The organism is Arthrobacter sp. ZGTC131 (assembly GCF_002929275.1).
Classification (GTDB): Bacteria; Actinomycetota; Actinomycetes; order Actinomycetales; family Micrococcaceae; genus Arthrobacter.
In genome coordinates this window covers 113,584-130,873 of sequence record NZ_PJIK01000009.1, presented here as the reverse complement: position 1 = coordinate 130,873, position 17,290 = coordinate 113,584, and the positions used below count along the sequence as shown (strand labels likewise).

14 protein-coding genes are annotated in these 17,290 nt (G+C 66.3%); 10 read left to right on the top strand and 4 right to left on the bottom strand.

Features of this window, described 5'->3' with window-relative positions:
* The first annotated feature begins 28 nt into the window (after window positions 1–28).
* Window positions 29–676 carry an AmiS/UreI family transporter gene (locus tag CXQ90_RS12945; RefSeq protein ID WP_104139666.1) on the top strand — a complete coding sequence of 216 codons (648 nt, stop codon included), beginning with the start codon at window positions 29–31 and terminating at the stop codon, window positions 674–676.
* On the opposite strand, the gene CXQ90_RS12940 is transcribed toward CXQ90_RS12945, so the two are convergent.
* The 3 genes from CXQ90_RS12940 to CXQ90_RS12930 form a co-directional block, all read right to left on the bottom strand.
* Window positions 666–2,129 carry an APC family permease gene (locus CXQ90_RS12940; protein ID WP_104139664.1) on the bottom strand — a complete coding sequence of 488 codons (1,464 nt, stop codon included), beginning with the start codon at window positions 2,127–2,129 and terminating at the stop codon, window positions 666–668. The genes CXQ90_RS12945 and CXQ90_RS12940 overlap by 11 nt on opposite strands.
* Window positions 2,130–2,403: 274 nt before the next feature.
* Window positions 2,404–3,957 (bottom strand): cytosine permease, encoded by a 1,554-nt coding sequence (locus CXQ90_RS12935; RefSeq protein ID WP_104139663.1) that lies wholly within the window; start codon window positions 3,955–3,957, stop codon window positions 2,404–2,406.
* Window positions 3,958–3,971: 14 nt separating this feature from the next.
* Window positions 3,972–4,370, bottom strand: a complete 399-nt coding sequence (locus CXQ90_RS12930; protein ID WP_104139661.1) for a nuclear transport factor 2 family protein — start codon at window positions 4,368–4,370, stop codon at window positions 3,972–3,974.
* 275 nt (window positions 4,371–4,645) lie between these two features.
* Between CXQ90_RS12930 and CXQ90_RS12925 the strand changes: the two genes are divergently transcribed.
* Both CXQ90_RS12925 and CXQ90_RS12920 read left to right on the top strand, forming a co-directional pair.
* A complete protein-coding gene (locus CXQ90_RS12925) occupies window positions 4,646–6,058 on the top strand; it encodes an aldehyde dehydrogenase family protein (RefSeq protein WP_104139660.1) in 1,413 nt (470 codons plus the stop codon).
* A gap of 145 nt (window positions 6,059–6,203) precedes the next feature.
* Window positions 6,204–7,067: a prephenate dehydratase gene (locus tag CXQ90_RS12920; RefSeq protein WP_104139658.1), complete on the top strand. Its 864-nt coding sequence runs from the start codon at window positions 6,204–6,206 to the stop codon at window positions 7,065–7,067.
* On the opposite strand, the gene CXQ90_RS12915 is transcribed toward CXQ90_RS12920, so the two are convergent.
* On the bottom strand, window positions 7,049–8,965 hold the full coding sequence (locus CXQ90_RS12915; RefSeq protein WP_104139657.1) for an FAD-binding monooxygenase: 1,917 nt from the start codon (window positions 8,963–8,965) through the stop codon (window positions 7,049–7,051). The genes CXQ90_RS12920 and CXQ90_RS12915 overlap by 19 nt on opposite strands.
* Window positions 8,966–9,186: 221 nt before the next feature.
* Here CXQ90_RS12915 and CXQ90_RS12910 point away from each other — a divergent pair, with 221 nt between their 5' ends.
* The 7 genes from CXQ90_RS12910 to CXQ90_RS12880 all read left to right on the top strand — a co-directional run bounded on the left by CXQ90_RS12910 (window position 9,187) and on the right by CXQ90_RS12880 (window position 17,273).
* On the top strand, window positions 9,187–10,719 hold the full coding sequence (locus CXQ90_RS12910; protein WP_104139655.1) for a fumarylacetoacetate hydrolase family protein: 1,533 nt from the start codon (window positions 9,187–9,189) through the stop codon (window positions 10,717–10,719).
* The gene (locus tag CXQ90_RS12905) at window positions 10,712–11,413 is read left to right on the top strand and encodes a GntR family transcriptional regulator (RefSeq protein WP_104139654.1); all 702 of its coding nucleotides are present in this window, start codon (window positions 10,712–10,714) and stop codon (window positions 11,411–11,413) included. Before CXQ90_RS12910 ends, CXQ90_RS12905 begins: the two co-directional genes overlap by 8 nt.
* A gap of 9 nt (window positions 11,414–11,422) precedes the next feature.
* Window positions 11,423–12,937 carry a 5-carboxymethyl-2-hydroxymuconate semialdehyde dehydrogenase gene (gene hpaE, locus CXQ90_RS12900; protein ID WP_104139652.1) on the top strand — a complete coding sequence of 505 codons (1,515 nt, stop codon included), beginning with the start codon at window positions 11,423–11,425 and terminating at the stop codon, window positions 12,935–12,937.
* Window positions 12,938–13,011: 74 nt separating this feature from the next.
* Window positions 13,012–14,100 (top strand): 3,4-dihydroxyphenylacetate 2,3-dioxygenase, encoded by a 1,089-nt coding sequence (hpaD, locus tag CXQ90_RS12895; protein ID WP_104139651.1) that lies wholly within the window; start codon window positions 13,012–13,014, stop codon window positions 14,098–14,100.
* Window position 14,101: 1 nt separating this feature from the next.
* Entirely contained in the window at window positions 14,102–14,887 is a 786-nt protein-coding gene (hpaH, locus tag CXQ90_RS12890; protein WP_104139649.1) for a 2-oxo-hept-4-ene-1,7-dioate hydratase, read from the top strand.
* A complete protein-coding gene (locus tag CXQ90_RS12885; protein WP_104139648.1) occupies window positions 14,872–15,681 on the top strand; it encodes an aldolase/citrate lyase family protein in 810 nt (269 codons plus the stop codon). Before hpaH ends, CXQ90_RS12885 begins: the two co-directional genes overlap by 16 nt.
* A gap of 83 nt (window positions 15,682–15,764) precedes the next feature.
* The gene (locus tag CXQ90_RS12880) at window positions 15,765–17,273 is read left to right on the top strand and encodes an NAD-dependent succinate-semialdehyde dehydrogenase (RefSeq protein ID WP_104139646.1); all 1,509 of its coding nucleotides are present in this window, start codon (window positions 15,765–15,767) and stop codon (window positions 17,271–17,273) included.
* Window positions 17,274–17,290 lie beyond the last annotated feature (17 nt).

Genomic DNA, 17,290 nt, shown 5'->3' with positions numbered 1-17,290 from the left:
CGGGTTGGGGTTCGGCAGGTGACTTCTGATGGCCCATATCTGCCTGCTTCTCTCCGGGGCCGCGCTGCTGATCAACGGGCTCGCAGCGCTGAAGCTGCTCCCCCGCAGGGACGCCGCGGTGATCAGCCTGGTCATCGGCAGCATCCAGCTGGCCCTGGGCATCACGTACCTGGGGATTACCGGCGACGGCGGCCTGCATTTGCTCCTCGGAGCATCCGGGATGTTCCTGTTTGGACTGACCTACGTGTACGTCGGCCTGGATTTCCTGCTGGGGCTCGGGTCCAGGGTGCTCGGCTGGTTCTGCGGGATGGTGGGCCTGTGCGGCCTCCTGCTTGCCGCAGCCTGGTCCGGGGAGGATCCGCTGCTGGCCGTCCTTTGGCTGTGCTGGACCTACCTGTGGTTGCTGTTCTACCTTCAGCTTGCGCTGGGCATGGAGCACCTCACGCCGCTCATCGGCTGGTCCCTCGTCCTCACCAGCCAGGCCTCTGCCACGGTGCCGGCATTTATGGGACTGACCGGCCGGTGGCCCGGCGAACCGGAGATTGCCGCGGGAGCGGCCGTGTCGCTGTTGGCGCTGTTGCTGGTTGCCGGCGGCCTCGCCTGGCGCGGGCGGCACCAAACCGCCGCCCGCCCCGCCGCCGTCGAAAGTCCGTTACCCGGCGAACTCAAGGTCTAGGTTCCGGGCCACGCTTCTCCACCCGGATCTCGACCAGCACTCCGGCGAGGAAAATCACGGGGACGGCCACCAGCAGGCAAACGGCCGTTTCGGCGCTTCCGCCAATGAGGGATGTGAAGTTGCTGACCACCAGGGAGAGGACCCATGCGAGTAGCAGGGCGGCGAGTGACGGGGCAATGAGCGTCCGCCAGCACTGTCCGGTCACCCGCTCCCGGCGGAAATAGCCGACGACGGCGAGCGAGCACAGCATGTACAGCACCAGGAGTGCCGCAACAGCGAGCCCGCTGAACCAGGAGAACAGGGTCAGCACCGGGTCCAGTCCCAGCAGGGCGAACGGTGCCACCAGCAGGGCGGCGATCACGGTCTGGATCCACGCCGCGACTGCAGGGGCACGGTGCTTGTTGGTCCGGGCCACCACGGCCGGCATCGAACCGCGCAGCGCCAGCGAATGGAGGTAGCGGTTGATGCCGTTGTGGAAGGCAATGATGCCGGCCAGCAGGGAGGTCACCAGGAGGACTCCGGCGGTGACGCCCGCCCATGGTCCGAACAGTTCGACGATGGGGCCGATGACGAATGACGTGGCGTCCCCCGATTCCAGTGCGGCGCCCGCGGCGTCGGCTACCTGTGAGGGCCTATAGAAACTGACCAGCATCCACGTGATGAAGGAGAAGAACACGGCGATGATGCCCACGGAGAGATAGGTGGCCCGGGCCACGGTCTTGTGCGGATCCTTGGCTTCTGCGGAGTAGATCGCCGTGGATTCGAAACCGAACATGGACGCCACCGCGAACATGATGGCCACGCCGGGCGCGCCGGTCGCAATGGCCTCGGGCGAAAACGAGGCCGCGAAGTTCAGGCCTTCCGGCCCGCCGCCCTTGAACAGCACGGAGAAACCGAACATGAGGAGAATCGCGACTTCGAGGCCCACCAGCACGGCGAGCACCCGGGCGCCGAGCTCGATGTTCATGGAACCCAGCACCTGGACCCCGGCCATGGTGGCCACGGCCAACAGCCACCAGGGGACGCCGATGCCGGTGGACGCAAGCAGCCCGGAGAAGGCAGCCCCGTACAGACCGTACATTGCGGCCTGCACGGTGCTGTACGCCAGCAGCGCCAGCCATGCCGCCCCGGCGCCGACCTTGCGGCCAAACGCCGCCGTGACATATGCGTAGAAGGCGCCGTTGGTCTCTACTTTCCGGCTCATGGCGACGAACCCGACGGCGAAGATCACAATGACGATGCCGACGATGAGATAGGCGCCCGGGGCACCGGCGCCGTTGCCGAGCGCTGCCGCCAGGGGTGCGGCGCCCACGATCCCGGTCAGCGGGGCCTGCGCGGACAGGACAAAGAACAGGATGCCCAGGACGCCGATGCTGCCTGCGCGCAGGGCAGTGGAGTGTTCCTGGCGGGACCCGGGTTCTGCGGTCCGGGATTCGGGATTCGAAATACTCATTGGATCCTTCTTAACGGTCATGAGTGCTGGGAAAAATGCTGGGGGTGTTCCGGGGAAAGAGCTTGGGAAGGGTGCCGGGCCCGGGCAAAGCTGCACCGTGAAATCCAGCATGGCAGTCGCCTCAGAAGGCGCCTTGTCGTGCAGCGATCAGTTGTTGTTCCTGAGCGCAAAGACCTGTTTCGAGGACAGTGCCTCACCCCGGGAACGCCAAAGGCCGGTCACCGCCTGTCTGCGGTAACCGGCCATTGGATCGTTGGGTGCCAGAGACGGAGGATCAGCTGATTTCTGCCGGAACCGGTTCAGCCGGCCCCTCTGCAATGATTGGGACATTCTTGGCTTCTGCAGCCCTGACGAACCTCGGACCGGCAGGCCCGAAGGCGTCGGCCGGTTCCGGGAAGAGCCAGAGCACGAGGGGGTAGAGGACTGCGGCCAATCCGATGGAAACGGGGATGCTCAGGTCTACGCCTGCGGCCAGGTCGCCGAGCGGCCCGGTGAACTGGCCGGGGATGTTCACAAAGAGGATGCCCATCACCGCCGCGAAGATCCAGACGGCCATGGCCCGCCAGTTCCAGCCATGGTTGAACCAATACCTGCCACCGGTCTGCCGGCGGTTGAAGACCTGCAGGGAGTCGGCGTCGTACCAGCCCCGGCGAACAATGTAGCCCACCGTCATGATGATCATCCACGGCGCGGTGCACGTGATGATGAGAACGGCGAAGGTGGAGATACTCTGCACCACGTTGAATGCGAACTTGCCCACAAAGATAAACACGATGGCAATGGAGCCGATGAAGATGGTCGCCTGGACGCGGGAAAAACTGGGGAAAACGCTGGAGAAGTCCAGGCCGGTGCCGTACAAGGCAGTGGTCCCGGTGGAGATGCCGCCGATCAGTGCGATCAGGCAGACCGGCAGATAATACCAGGCCGGGGAAACCGCCAGCAAGCCGCCCACATAGTCCGACCCCTCGAAGAATGATGGGGCCTCCATGGCGATGATGGTGGCCGTCACTAGCCCGAAGCCGAACGGAATGAGGGTGGCAATCTGCGCGAAGAAAGTGGCTGCCATCACCCGGATCTTGGGCGTGTCAGCGGGGATGTAACGGGACCAGTCCCCAAGAAAGGCGCCGAAGGAGACGGGGTTGGACATCACGATCAATGCAGAACCGATGAAGGACGGCCAGAACAATGCGTTGGTGGCGGCATCCGCGGCCGGGCCGAAGATGCCCGCATAGGAGGGATCGAAGGCGCCGGCAAAGGCGAAGATGCCGAGCAGGAACAGCAGCGAGGCCGCCACCACGGCGATCTTGTTAACCAGCAGCATGAACCGGAAGCCGTAAATGCAAACGGTCAGGATCAGGATTGCAAAAACGCCGTAGGCGATGCTGAGGGTGACCGGGTTCTGCGGCAGGCCGATCAAACGGTTGGCCCCGCCGACCAGGGCATCGCCGGAGCTCCAGACGGAGATGGAGAAGAAGGCGAAGGCCGTCAGCAGGGACAGGAAGGAACCCACCACCCGCCCATGGACTCCGAGGTGCCCGGAGGATGAAACGGCATTGTTCATCCCGTTGGTGGGACCAAAGACGGCCATGGGTGCCAGGATCAGGCCGCCCACCACCACGCCCAAGACCGTAGCCCACAAGGCGTCTGTAAATGAGAGTCCGAAAAGTATGGGGAAGGAGCCGAGAACCACGGTGGCAAACGTGTTGGCGCCGCCGAACACCAGCCGGAACAGGTCCAGGGGCCGGGCGCTACGGTCCTTCGCCGGGATGGGCTCGATACCGTGCTTTTCGACCTCAGTCGCTGCCGGTACGTCGGAGTTGATCGTCATGAGGGTGCCTTTGCCTAGGAGACGTACGCGGGTGAAAGGTGTTCGTGGATGGCCAGGATCCGGCCGTCCGGAGTCCTGGAAAAAATGATGGACTCCCGTTCATGGAGCACATCCTTGGCTCCCTTCACTTCGACAACCGTCCGGACATCGTGGCTGAAGACGGCGCCGGTGCCGGCAAGCTGGACGGCCTGTCCGGAGCTCTGGCATTCGACGACCCGCCAGCCGGAGTCGAGCCAGCTTTGCCAGAGGTTCCGGTACTTCTCCAGCGATTCAATCCGGGAAGGTTCCGTGTGGAACACGAAGGTGGCATCCTCCGCGAAACACCGGAAGTATGCCTCGAAGTCGGCGGCCGCAAAGGCGTCGACCAGCCTGGTGGCTGCTGCCTGGACCTCCGTCCTGGTAAGAATTTCCATGGTCCGCTCCTTGGCCGATGGGCTTCATATCGTTGAATTGAGCCTTCGTGATGCAACTCACAATGTGACTATCGAACATCAGACATTGCCTAATAGGCAACAAAGTGCTGTGAGTCGGCCGTTTGTTACGCGGTGCACCGGCGCAAAAAAGTTCGCCTGGGGTCAAGAGCCGTTCGCGGATACACAAGACTCCCCGGCGCCGGCCGGGCAGACTCGAGACATAGCCTCAGGCCATGCCGGCCGGTGCGCATTGCCTACTCGAAGTGGAGTACCCCATGGAAACCTACGACGCCCTGCTGGCCTCGATCACCGCGGACGCCGGCTCCAACAGCCGGACCATCCTTGACCCCGCCACCGGCACCCCGGTCGGCGACGCCCCGGTCCACACCCTCGAGGACCTCGAACACGCCATCACCGCCGCCGCGGAAGCCCAGCCGGCCTGGGCCGCGCTGGGCCACGACGCCAGGTCCGCCGCGCTCCTCAAGGCCGCCGACGCCGTCGAACGCTCCGCCGAAGAACTCGCCCGGCTCCTCTCCCGCGAGCAAGGTAAGCCCCTCAACGGCCCCAACGCCCGCTTCGAAGTCGGCGCCTGCGCCGCCTGGCTCCGCGCCACCGCCATCACACCCCTGGAACCCGAAACCGTCGTCGACGACGGCCAAACCTACGCCGAACTCCACTACCAGCCCATCGGCGTCGTCGGCGCCATCGGCCCCTGGAACTGGCCCATGATGATCACCATCTGGCAGATCGCCCCCGCCCTCCGGATGGGCAACACCGTGGTGGTCAAACCCTCCAAAATGACCCCGCTCTCCGTCCTGGCCCTGGCCAAGGTCCTCAACGAAGAACTCCCCGACGGCGTCCTGACCGTCGTCTCCGGAGACCGCGAAGTCGGCGCCCGCCTGGCCGAACACCCCGCCGTCGGAAAAATCATGTTCACCGGCTCCACCGCCGCCGGTCGGGCCATCATCAAATCCTCCGCCGACACCGTCAAACGCCTCACCCTGGAACTCGGCGGCAACGACGCCGGCATCGTCCTGCCCGACGCCGACCCCAAAACCATCGCCGAAGACCTCTTCTGGGGCGCCTTCATCAACACCGGCCAGACCTGCGCCGCCCTCAAACGCCTCTACGTCCACGACGACATCTACGACGCCGTCTGCGAAGAACTCACCAAGGTCGCCGCAGCCATGCCCATGGGGGTCGGCCTCGACGAAAACAACGTCCTGGGCCCGCTCCAGAACAAAGCCCAATACGACATCGTCGCCGGACTCGTGGAAGCCGCCAGGGAATCCGGCGCCCGCATCCTGCTCGGCGGCAACCCCGACCCCGGCCAGCCCGGACACTTCTACCCCGCCACCCTCGTGGCCGACATCGACAACAACAACCCGCTGGTGGCCGAGGAACAGTTCGGCCCCGCCCTGCCGATCATCCGCTACAGCACCGTAGACGAAGCCGTGGCCATGGCTAACGCCCTCGACGTCGGACTCGGCGCCTCTGTCTGGTCCCCCGACCTGCCCGCGGCCCGGAAAGTCGCCGCCCGGATCCAGGCCGGCACTGTCTGGATCAACAAGCACGGCGCCGTGGACCCCCGCGTCCCCTTCGGCGGCGCGAAGCAGTCCGGCTACGGCCTGGAATTCGGCGTGGAAGGCCTCAAAGCCCTCGGCGTGCCACAGGTAATCAACGGCTAGGCTTCGGTTCAAAAGAACGACGACAACAAGGAGGCCGGGGCGCAGAAGACACCCCGGCCTCCTTGTTGTCGTATTCGGCGTCCATTACGACATCGATTGTCACCTGGGTGAGTGGCGGGGCGCCACGCGTGAAACCATACGGAGCATGGCCCAAAAGATTGCGTACCAGGGTGAGCCCGGCGCCAACTCCAATATCGCTTGCATCCAGATGTTCCCCGAGCTGGAAAGTATCCCGAGTGCCAGTTTCGAGGACGCATTCGAACTGGTGTCTAGCGGCGAGGCTGACCTTGCCATGATCCCGATCGAGAATTCGATCGCCGGCAGGGTGGCGGACATCCATATTCTGCTGCCCCAGTCCCACCTGCAGATCGTGGGTGAGTTCTTCCTGCCCATCCACTTCGACCTGCTAGGCATCCCGGGGAGCACCATCGAGGCGGCCACCGAGGTCCACAGCCACATCCACGCCCTGGGCCAATGCCGGAAGCTGATCCGCAGCGCCGGCCTCAAGCCCGTGATCGCCGGAGACACCGCAGGGTCAGCCCGCGAGGTCCGGGAATGGAACGACCCCGCCAAACTGTCCCTTGCTCCCCCGCTGGCAGCGCAACTCTACGGCCTGGAAGTGCTGGCTTCCGCCGTCGAGGACGACCCCTCCAACACCACCCGCTTCGTGGTCCTGGCGCCTGAAAAGAAACTGCCGACCCGAGACGAGTTGCCCGGGCCGGCAGTGACCAGCTTCGTGTTCCGCGTCCGGAACGTCCCGTCCGCGCTCTACAAGGCACTGGGCGGGTTCGCCACCAACGGCGTGAACATGACCCGGCTGGAGAGCTACATGGTGGGCGACGAGTTTGCTGCCACCATGTTCATGGCCGACGTGGAGGGACACCCGGAGGACCTGCCGCTGAAGCTTGCCCTGGAGGAGCTGGACTTCTTCACCACCGAGGTGCGGATCCTGGGTGTGTACGCCGCTGCCGAATACAGGACCCGGCCAGCTCAGGCTGCCGCTGTCTGACGCCGGTTCAGGAGAGGCGCGAAGAACGCGGCGAGCTCCGCCGTCGCCGTCAGGGGCAGGACGTTTGCCACGTACTGGTCCGGGCGCACCACGACGACGGCGCCGCCGCGGTTGATGCCGCGCAGTTCGAAGATGTCAGCCGCCGGATCGGTGGCGTAGACGTTCTCCAGGTAGGTGAGCCGGAACGGCCCCACCTGAGGCTTGAACGCCGCCGGCACGGCGCCGATGTCGATGCTGGTGTGGTCCTGCTGGTAGATCACCTTCACGTCGAACCAGGCATCGCGGTCGGCGCCCGACGGCGTTGCGGCCAGCGGCGAGTCGGCCGCCGTCGCGATCCACGCGGCGAATTCCGTGGTCGGCGACGGGGCGCCGTTCTGTCCCGCCGCGGGCGCTGCCGCGTCCGCGAACACGTAGATCCGCCACCGGCCGTCGGCCTTCGCCTGGTGGCCAAGGTGAACCGGGTTGGTGTCGCAGACCCGAACTACGGGCGCTGACTTGAAGCGCTTGCCGATAGTGAACCCGGTGGCGAGATCCTGGTGCGCCGGCTCGCCAATGAGCATGGACGGGGCGTACTGGGTCATGAAGCCTGCCGGGAATTCGGCGGTGCTGACGTAGAAGTCCTCGAGCTCCGAGGGGTTCTCGAATTCCTCGGGCTTCTTCGCCATGAGCGTGGACCACTCCTTGTCGAAGTCGATGAGGTTCTTCGCGATGACCTGGCGTTCGGCCGAGTAGGTGGACAGCAGGCTCTCCGGGCTACGGCCCTCCAGCACATGCCCGAGCTTCCAGCCCAGGTTGAAGCCGTCCTGCATGGAGACGTTCATGCCCTGGCCGGCCTTGGCGCTGTGGGTGTGGCACGCGTCGCCGGTGATGAACACGCGCGGCGTACGGGTGCCCCGGTCCTCCGGCAGGACGTCGTCGAACCGGTCAGTGAGGCGGTGGCCCACCTCGTACACGCTGTGCCAGGCGACGTTGCGGACGTCGAGCGTGTAGGGGTGGAGGATATCGTTCGCCTTGGCGATGATCTGCTCGATGGTGGTGCTGCGCACTGCGCCCTTGTCATTCGGGTTTACTTCGCCGAGGTCGACGTACATGCGGAAGAGGTGGCCGCCTTCGCGCGGGATCAGCAGGATGCTGCCGCCTTCACCCGACTGGATGGCACACTTCAGCCGGATGTCGGGGAAGTCCGTGGCGGCAAGGACGTCCATGACGCCCCAGGCGTGGTTGGCCTGGTCGCCGGCGAGGGTGCAGCCGATCGATTCCCGCACCTTGCTACGCGCGCCGTCTGCACCGACAACGTACTTGGCCCGGACAACGCGCTCCCGGCCCTCATCGGGGCCGGCCGTGTGCAGGAGCGTCACTGTGACGGGGTACTCCCCCGCGCCGGTGACCTCGAGGCTGCGGAACTCATAGCCGTAGTCTGGCGCCATGCGGCTGGGCGAGTTGGCCATGAACTCGGCGAAGTAGTCCAGCACGCGGGCCTGGTTGACGATCAGGTGCGGGAACTCGCTGATGCCGGCGGGGTCGTCCACGGCGCGGGCTGCGCGGACGATGCGGGAGTGATCCGCGGGGTCCGGCTTCCAGAAGGCCATCTCGGTGATGCGGTACGCCTCTGCGGTGATCCGCTCGGCAAAGCCGAAGGCCTGGAACGTCTCGACACTCCGGGCCTGGATGCCGTCGGCCTGGCCAATGGCGAGCCTGCCGTCCCGGCGCTCGACGATCCGCGTCGTGACGCCCGGGAACTGGGACAGCTGCGCTGCCGTGAGCATGCCCGCAGGCCCGGTGCCCACGATGAGCACGTCCACTTCGTCGGGAAGCTCTGTTGGCCGGTCGATGCCGACGCCGGCGGCCGGTTGGACTCGCGGGTCACCTGAAACGTAACCGTGGTGGTGGAACTGCACGGGCTTTCCTCACTTCGTTGTGTGGCTGACTATCGCCATTGATGTTCGATATTAGAACTACCAGTTCCATAATCGAAACATCGTCGTTGATCCAGAACTGTACGCCAGATATGACATGGGTTACAAGTGCCCGAAAAGTCCCTGCCAAACAGGGGTTGACGCCCCGCGCTTCTTGGGCAATAGTTTTCGTATACGATTTCGTACTCGATGAGGAGTAACTCTTGGAACAGGTCACTGACCACATCCTCGCTGCGGCCCGCAAGGTCATCGCGGTGCATATCAACTACCCCAGCCGGGCTGCCCAGCGCGGCCGCACACCGGAGCAGCCCTCTTACTTCCTCAAACCATCGTCCTCCCTGGCCCTCACCGGCTCAACAGTGGAACGCCCCGCCGGCTGCGAACTCCTCGGCTACGAAGGCGAGATCGCCCTGATCATCGGCAAGCCCGCCCGCCGCGTCGGCCTCGAGGACGCCTGGAGCCACGTCGAGTGGGTCACCGCCAGCAACGACCTGGGCGTCTACGACCTCCGCTACGCGGACAAGGGCTCCAACCTCCGCTCCAAGGGCGGAGACGGTTTCACGCCTGTGGGCCCGGGACTGATCGCCGCCGATGCGGTGGACCCCGCGAAACTGCGGATCAGGGCTTGGCACAACGGCGAGCTGGTCCAGGACGACACCACCGAGGACCTCCTCTTCCCGTTCGCCCGGCTCGTCGCCGATCTGTCCCAGCTGCTCACCCTCGAAGAGGGTGACATCATCCTCACCGGCACGCCGGCCGGCGCGTCCGTCGCCAAGCCGGGCGACGTCGTCGAGGTTGAAGTCAGCACAGTTGAAGTCAGCACCGCTGAAACCAGCACCAGCACGACGACGGCGGGCGGCGCCGCTCCGGGCATCACCACCGGCCGGCTGGTCACCAAAGTCGAGGAGGGCACGACGGCGTTCGCCGACTTCGGCGCCCGGCCCAAGACCGATGATCTCCAGCGCGAGGAAGCCTACGGGTCGCGCGAAGCGGCCGGCCTTGCTGCGGCGGAGGCAGCCGCCGTCGGACCTGTCTTGGCCCCTGAACTGAAGGCCAAGCTGGAAAGCGTCTGCACCGCCACCCTGTCCTCCCAGCTGCGCAAGCGCGGCCTCAACAACGTCAGCATCGACGGCCTCACCTCCACCCGCCCGGAGAAGCGGATCGTGGGCCTGGCCCGGACCCTGCGCTACGTACCCAACCGCGAGGACCTGTTCAAGACCCACGGCGGCGGCTTCAACGCCCAGAAGAGGGCGATCGACTTGGTCAATGAGGGCGAGATCCTGGTGATGGAGGCCCGCGGCGAGAAGGGCACCGGCACCATCGGGGACATCCTCGCCCTCCGCGCGCAGGTCCGCGGCGCGGCCGCCATCATCACTGACGGCGGCGTCCGTGACTTCGCCGCCGTGGCCGCAATGGACATGCCCACGTATTATGCCAACCCGCATCCCGCGGTGCTTGGCCGCCGCCACATCCCGTGGGACACGGACATCACCATCGCCTGCGGCGGCACCACCGTGCAGCCGGGCGACATCATCGTGGCCGACTCGGACGGCATCCTGGTCATCCCGCCGGCCCTCGCCGAAGAGCTCGCGGACGATTCGATCGCCCAGGAACGCGAGGAAGTCTTCATCGCCGACATGGTGCAGCAGGGCCACAGCGTGGACGGGCTCTACCCGCTGAACGACGAGTGGCGGGCCAAGTACGAACAATGGGAAACGGACAAAGCCAATGACTGAGACTGTCACCGCCGCAGGTACCAGCACGGGCAGCAAGTCGGAGCAGGCCTACGCCGCCGTTAAGGCCAGGATCATCGACGGGACCTACTCCCCCGGCTACCGGCTGGTGCTGGCCAAGATCGCCGAGGACCTGGGCGTCAGTGTGGTTCCGGTACGGGAAGCCATCAGGCGGCTCGAAGCCGAGGGCCTGGTGAAGTTCGAGCGCAACGTCGGCGCCACCGTGTCCGGCATCGACCCCACGGAATACCTGTACACCATGCAGACGCTGAGCATCGTGGAGGGCGCCGCCACCGCGCTGTCCGCCCCGCTGATCGATTCCGTGGCCATCGCCCGGGCGCGTGCCGTGAACGAGGAGATGCGGGAATGCCTGCACCATTTCGATCCTGTCCGCTTCACGCAGCTGAACCAAGACTTCCACAGCGTCCTCTTCGAGCACTGCCCCAACCCGCACATCCTGGACCTCGTCCACCGCGGCTGGAACCGCCTGGCCTCCCTGCGCTCCTCGACGTTCCGCTTTGTCCCCGGACGCGCTCATCAGTCCGTGGACGAACACGAAGCGCTGCTCCGGCTCATCGAAATCGGTGCCAGCGCAGACGACATAGAGAAAGCAGCACGACTCCACCGCAGCGCCACCCTGGACGCCTACCTGGCCGCCGCAACCGACCACCAGACCCCGCAGACCGCACAGCAGTAAGGAAAAACAATGACGTTCACTGCCCCGGAAACGAAGACGCACTACATCCCCGAGGACCTCCCCGCCCACATCCAGCACTACATCAACGGCGAGTTCGTTGACTCCGTGGGCGGCAAGACCTTCGACGTCCTGGACCCGGTGTCCAACAACAACTACGCCACCGCCGCGGCCGGCCAGAAGGAGGACATCGACCTCGCCGTCGCCGCGGCCCGCGAAGCCTTCGTCAACGGCCCGTGGCCAAAGATGAAGCCGCGCGAACGCGCCCGCGTCCTGAACAAAATCGCCGACGCCGTCGAGGCCCAGGAAGCACGCCTCGCCGAACTCGAAACATTCGACACCGGCCTGCCGATCACCCAGGCCAAGGGCCAGGCCCTGCGCGCAGCGGAGAACTTCCGCTTCTTCGCGGACCTGATCGTGGCCCAGTTCGACGACGCCATGAAGGTGCCCGGCTCGCAGATCAACTACGTGAACCGCAAGCCGATCGGCGTCGCCGGCCTGATCACCCCGTGGAACACCCCGTTCATGCTGGAATCCTGGAAGCTGGCCCCGGCACTGGCCACCGGCAACACCGTGGTCCTCAAACCGGCCGAGTTCACCCCGCTCTCCGCCTCGCTGTGGGCGCAGATCTTCAAGGACGCGGGCCTGCCGGACGGCGTCTTCAACCTGGTCAACGGCCTCGGTGAGGAAGCCGGCGACGCCCTGGTCAAGCACCCGGACGTCCCGCTGATCTCCTTCACCGGCGAGACCACCACGGGGCAGACGATCTTCCGCAACGCCGCCGCCAACCTTAAGGGCCTGTCCATGGAGCTCGGCGGCAAGTCCCCGTGCGTGGTGTTCGCGGACGCCGACCTTGACGCCGCGATCGACTCCGCCCTGTTCGGCGTCTTCTCGCTCAACGGCGAGCGCTGCACCGCCGGCTCCCGCATCCTGGTCGAGCGCGCCATCTACGACGAGTTCTGCGAAAAGTACGCCGCCCGCGCCAAGAAGATCGTCGTCGGCGATCCGCACGACCCCAAGACGCAGGTGGGTGCCCTGGTCCACCCGGAGCACTACGAAAAGGTGGCGTCCTACGTGGAGATCGGCAAGTCCGAAGGCCGGCTGCTGGCCGGCGGCGGCCGCCCGGAGCACCTCCCGGAAGGCAACTACATCGCCCCCACCGTGTTCGCCGACGTCGCACCCGACGCGCGGATCTTCCAGGAGGAAATCTTCGGCCCCGTCGTCGCGATTACGCCGTTCGAGAACGACGACGAGGCGCTGGCGTTGGCGAACAACACCAAGTACGGGCTCGCCGCCTACATCTGGACCCAGAACCTGACCCGGGCCCACAACTTCTCCCAGAACGTCGAGGCCGGCATGGTGTGGCTCAACAGCCACAACGTCCGCGACCTCCGCACCCCGTTCGGCGGCGTCAAGGCCTCCGGCCTGGGCCACGAAGGCGGCTACCGCTCCATCGATTTCTACACCGACCAGCAGGCCGTGCACATCACCCTCGGCTCCGTCCACACGCCCAAATTCGGCGCGTAGGCGACGCCGGCACCCCAGCCTGCCCGCCGCCGTCGTCCATCGCCCAAGACCCCTTTCAAAGAAGAGAGAATCCCATGAACAACTTCGTCCCCACCCCCAGCGTCCCGGCACCGGACATCGTCCGCTGCGCCTACATGGAAATCGTGGTCACCGACCTCGCCAAGTCCCGCGAGTTCTACGTTGACGTCCTCGGCCTGCACGTCACCGAGGAAGATGAAAACGCCATCTACCTGCGCTCCCTCGAGGAGTTCATCCACCACAACCTGGTCCTCCGCAAGGGACCCATCGCCGCAGTGGCCGCCTTCGCCTACCGGGTGAAGTCCCCCGCCGAGGTGGACGCCGCCGAGGCCTACTACAAGGAGCTCGGCTGCCGCACCGAGCGCCGCAAGGAGGGCTTCACCAAGGGCATCGGCGACTCCGTCCGCGTCGAGGACCCGCTGGGCTTCCCGTACGAGTTCTTCTACGAGACCGAGCATGTGGAACGCCTCACCCAGCGCTATGACCTCTACTCCGCCGGAGAACTGGTGCGGCTGGACCACTTCAACCAGGTCACCCCGGATGTCCCGCGCGGCCGCAAGTACCTCGAGGACCTCGGCTTCCGCGTTTCCGAAGACATCCAGGATTCCGACGGCGTCTCATACGCCGTGTGGATGCACCGCAAGCAGACGGTGCACGACACCGCCCTGACCGGCGGCAACGGCCCGCGCATGCACCACGTCGCCTTCGCCACGCACGAGAAGCACAACATCATTCAGATCTGCGACAAGATGGGCGCACTGCGCATCTCCGACCGGATCGAACGCGGCCCCGGCCGGCACGGCGTCTCCAACGCCTTCTACCTCTACATCCTGGACCCGGACGGCCACCGCATCGAGATCTACACGCAGGACTACTACACGGGCGACCCCGACAACCCGGTGGTCACCTGGGACGTGCACGACAACCAGCGCCGCGACTGGTGGGGCAACCCGGTTGTCCCCTCCTGGTACACCGAGGCCTCCCTGGTCCTGGACCTGGACGGAAACCCGCAGCCCGTCATCGAACGCACTGATGCCTCCGAAATGGCAGTTACCGTGGGCGCGGACGGCTTCTCCTACACCCGCAAGGAAGAGGACGGCCCTGCCGGAGAAAAGACGGGCTTCAAGCTCGGGGCGCAGGTCTAGCGTGCTGGATCCCAAGACGATCGAGGCGATCGCGGACGAACTGCTCGAGGCCGGCCGGAACCGCAAGCCGGTGCCGCGGCTGACGGCCCGCTACCCGGACATGACGGTGGAGGATTCCTATGCCGTGCAGCAGCTGTGGCGGCGGCGGAACGAGGAAGCGGGCCGGACGCTGGTGGGCCGCAAGATCGGGCTCACGTCCAAAGCCATGCAGGCAGCTACCGGCATCACCGAACCCGATTACGGCGCCATCTTCGATGACATGGTCCTCGAGACCGGCTGCTCCGTGCAGTGGGACCAGTACACGCATCCGCGGGTGGAGGTTGAACTGGCGTTTGTCCTGAAAGAGGGGCTCAAAGGGCCCGGCTGCACCATTTTTGGCGTCCTGAACGCCACCGACTACGTGGTTCCGGCCCTCGAGATCCTCGATTCCCGGATCGAGATGGAGGGCCGGACCATCGTGGACACCATCGCGGACAACGCCGCCATGGGAGCCATGGTGGTGGGCGGCAATCCCGTCCGCCCCGACGCCGTCGACCTCCGCTGGGTCTCCGCCATCCTGTACAAGAACCAGACGGTGGAAGAGACCGGCGTCGCCGCAGGCGTGCTGGACCATCCGGCCAACGGCGTGCACTGGCTCGCCAATAAGATTGCCGCCCACGGGGACGGCATGCAGGCCGGGGACATCATCCTGGCCGGGTCCTTCACCCGCCCGCTGTGGGTCTACAAGGGCGACACCGTGCACGCCGACTACGGACCGCTGGGGAGCATCACATGCCGCTTCGAGTAGAACCGGACGCCACGTTCCGCGATGCCCTGGCCGCCGCAGACCGGCCGCTGGCCGGAATGTGGGTGTGCTCCGGCAGCCCGCTGGTCGCCGAGATCTGCGCCGGGGCAGGCCTGGACTGGCTCCTGATCGACGCCGAACACAGCCCGAACGGACTCGAATCCATCCTGGCCCAGCTGCAGGCGGTGCACGGCTATCCGGGGCACGTGATGGTGCGGCCGCCGGTCAACGACACGGTGGTGTTCAAGCAGTACCTGGACCTCGGGATCCAGAACCTGCTGGTGCCCATGGTGAACTCCGCGGCGGAGGCCGAGGCGGCGGTGGCCGCCACGCGCTATCCGCCGCAAGGCGTCCGCGGCGTGGGGTCCGCCCTTGCCCGGGCCGCCCGCTGGAACCGCGTCCCGGACTACCTGAACCGCGCCGGCGAGACCATCAGCTTGACCGTCCAGATTGAATCGACCGCTGCAGTGGAGGCCGTTGAAGACATCCTGTCCGTGGAAGGTGTGGACGCCATTTTCCTGGGCCCTGCCGACCTTGCCGCCTCTATGGGGCTGCTGGGCCAGCAGGAACACCCCGAGGTGCGCGCCGCCGTCGAACACTGCATCGCCGCCGCCAAAGCGGCAGGCAAGCCCGCCGGCGTGAACGCTTTCGCCCCCGCCACGGCCCGCGCCTACCTCGACGCCGGCGCTGCCTTCGTCCTGGTGGGCGCCGACGTCGCACTCCTGGCCCGCGGCTCCGAAGCGCTCGCCGCCGACTACATTGCGCCAGCAGTGAGCGAACCGCCCGCAAGCTACTGAGCGGACCCCGCTGGTAGAGCCGCCGACGCCGACCCCGCTGGTTGAGCCTGCCGAAACCCCGTACTTTCCCGAGGAGACCCCGCATGACCACTTCCCCCGTACTCTCCCCTGCCGTCACCCCCGAACAGGAAACCGCCCTCCTGGCCTCCGTCCCCACCGGCCTGCTGATCGGCGGCACGTGGGTGGACGCGTCCGACGGCGGCACGTTCGACGTCCACGACCCTTCCACCGGGGAGGTCCTCGCCACGCTGGCCTCCGCCACGAGCCATGACGCCCTCGCCGCGCTCGACGCCGCGGACAACGCCCAGGCATCCTGGGCCCGGACCGCACCGCGGGAACGCGCCGAAATCCTGCGCCGCGCCTTTGACCTTGTGACAGCACGGGCCGAGGAGTTCGCGCTGCTGATGACCCTGGAGATGGGCAAGCCCCTCGCCGAAGCGCGCGGCGAAGTCACCTACGGCACCGAGTTCCTGCGCTGGTTCTCCGAGGAGGCGGTGCGCGACTACGGCCGCTACCTCACCACCCCCGAGGGCAAGAACAAGATCCTGGTCCAGAAAAAGCCGGTGGGGCCCTGCCTGCTGATCACGCCCTGGAACTTTCCGCTCGCCATGGCCACGCGCAAGGTCGCCCCCGCCGTCGCAGCCGGCTGCACCATGGTCCTGAAGCCGGCGAAGCTGACGCCCCTGACGGCGCAGCTGTTCGCCCAGACCATGCTCGACGCCGGCCTTCCCGCGGGCGTCCTCAACGTGGTGTCCTCCTCCAGCGCAGCCGGGATCTCCGGCCCGCTGCTGGCAGACCCGCGGCTGCGCAAGGTTTCCTTCACGGGTTCCACTCCTGTGGGCAAGCGCCTCATGGCAGACGCCGCACAGAACGTCCTGCGCACCTCCATGGAACTCGGCGGCAACGCCCCGTTCATCGTGTTCGAGGACGCCGACCTGGACAAGGCCGTGGAAGGCGCCATGGCCGCCAAAATGCGGAACATGGGCGAGGCCTGCACCGCAGCCAACCGCTTCCTGGTCCAGGAAACCGTGGCAGCAGAGTTCACCCGGAAGTTCGCCGCTGCGATGGCCGCACTGACCACCGGCCGCGGCACCGAACCGGACACCCAGGTGGGGCCCCTCATCGACGCCGGCGCCCGCGACGACGTCCACGCCCTGGTAACCGCCGCCGTCGACGCCGGTGCTACCGCCAGCACGGGAGGAGCGCCGGTGGACCGTCCGGGCTACTTCTACCAGCCCACGGTGCTCGCGAACGTACCCAATGACGCCGAGATCCTCCGGCAGGAAATCTTCGGCCCGGTTGCCCCGGTGACCACCTTCACCACCGAGGAGGACGCGGTCTGCCTCGCCAACGCCAGCGAATACGGCCTGGCTTCCTACGTCTACAGCCGTGACTTCAACCGGCTGCTGCGCGTGGCCGAGCAGATCGAATTCGGCATGGTGGGCTTCAACGCCGGGGTCATCTCCAACGCCGCCGCTCCCTTCGGCGGAGTCAAACAGTCCGGGCTCGGCCGCGAAGGGGGCTCCGAAGGCATCGCCGAGTACACCACCACCCAGTACATCGGCATCGCCGACCCGTGGGCGGCCAAATAGGCCCGGGGCAAAGTCGA

What these genes read in the sequence shown, in the direction of transcription:
- hpaD (WP_104139651.1), top strand. Translation starts at nt 13,012, where the DNA reads ATGAACAACTTCGTCCCCACCCCCAGCGTCCCGGCACCGGACATCGTC.
- CXQ90_RS12885 (WP_104139648.1), top strand. Translation starts at nt 14,872, where the DNA reads ATGCCGCTTCGAGTAGAACCGGACGCCACGTTCCGCGATGCCCTGGCC.
- CXQ90_RS12935 (WP_104139663.1), bottom strand. Translation starts at nt 3,957, where the DNA reads ATGACGATCAACTCCGACGTACCGGCAGCGACTGAGGTCGAAAAGCAC.
- CXQ90_RS12920 (WP_104139658.1), top strand. Translation starts at nt 6,204, where the DNA reads ATGGCCCAAAAGATTGCGTACCAGGGTGAGCCCGGCGCCAACTCCAAT.
- CXQ90_RS12905 (WP_104139654.1), top strand. Translation starts at nt 10,712, where the DNA reads ATGACTGAGACTGTCACCGCCGCAGGTACCAGCACGGGCAGCAAGTCG.
- hpaE (WP_104139652.1), top strand. Translation starts at nt 11,423, where the DNA reads ATGACGTTCACTGCCCCGGAAACGAAGACGCACTACATCCCCGAGGAC.
- CXQ90_RS12930 (WP_104139661.1), bottom strand. Translation starts at nt 4,370, where the DNA reads ATGGAAATTCTTACCAGGACGGAGGTCCAGGCAGCAGCCACCAGGCTG.
- CXQ90_RS12880 (WP_104139646.1), top strand. Translation starts at nt 15,765, where the DNA reads ATGACCACTTCCCCCGTACTCTCCCCTGCCGTCACCCCCGAACAGGAA.
- CXQ90_RS12925 (WP_104139660.1), top strand. Translation starts at nt 4,646, where the DNA reads ATGGAAACCTACGACGCCCTGCTGGCCTCGATCACCGCGGACGCCGGC.
- CXQ90_RS12940 (WP_104139664.1), bottom strand. Translation starts at nt 2,129, where the DNA reads ATGAGTATTTCGAATCCCGAATCCCGGACCGCAGAACCCGGGTCCCGC.
- CXQ90_RS12945 (WP_104139666.1), top strand. Translation starts at nt 29, where the DNA reads ATGGCCCATATCTGCCTGCTTCTCTCCGGGGCCGCGCTGCTGATCAAC.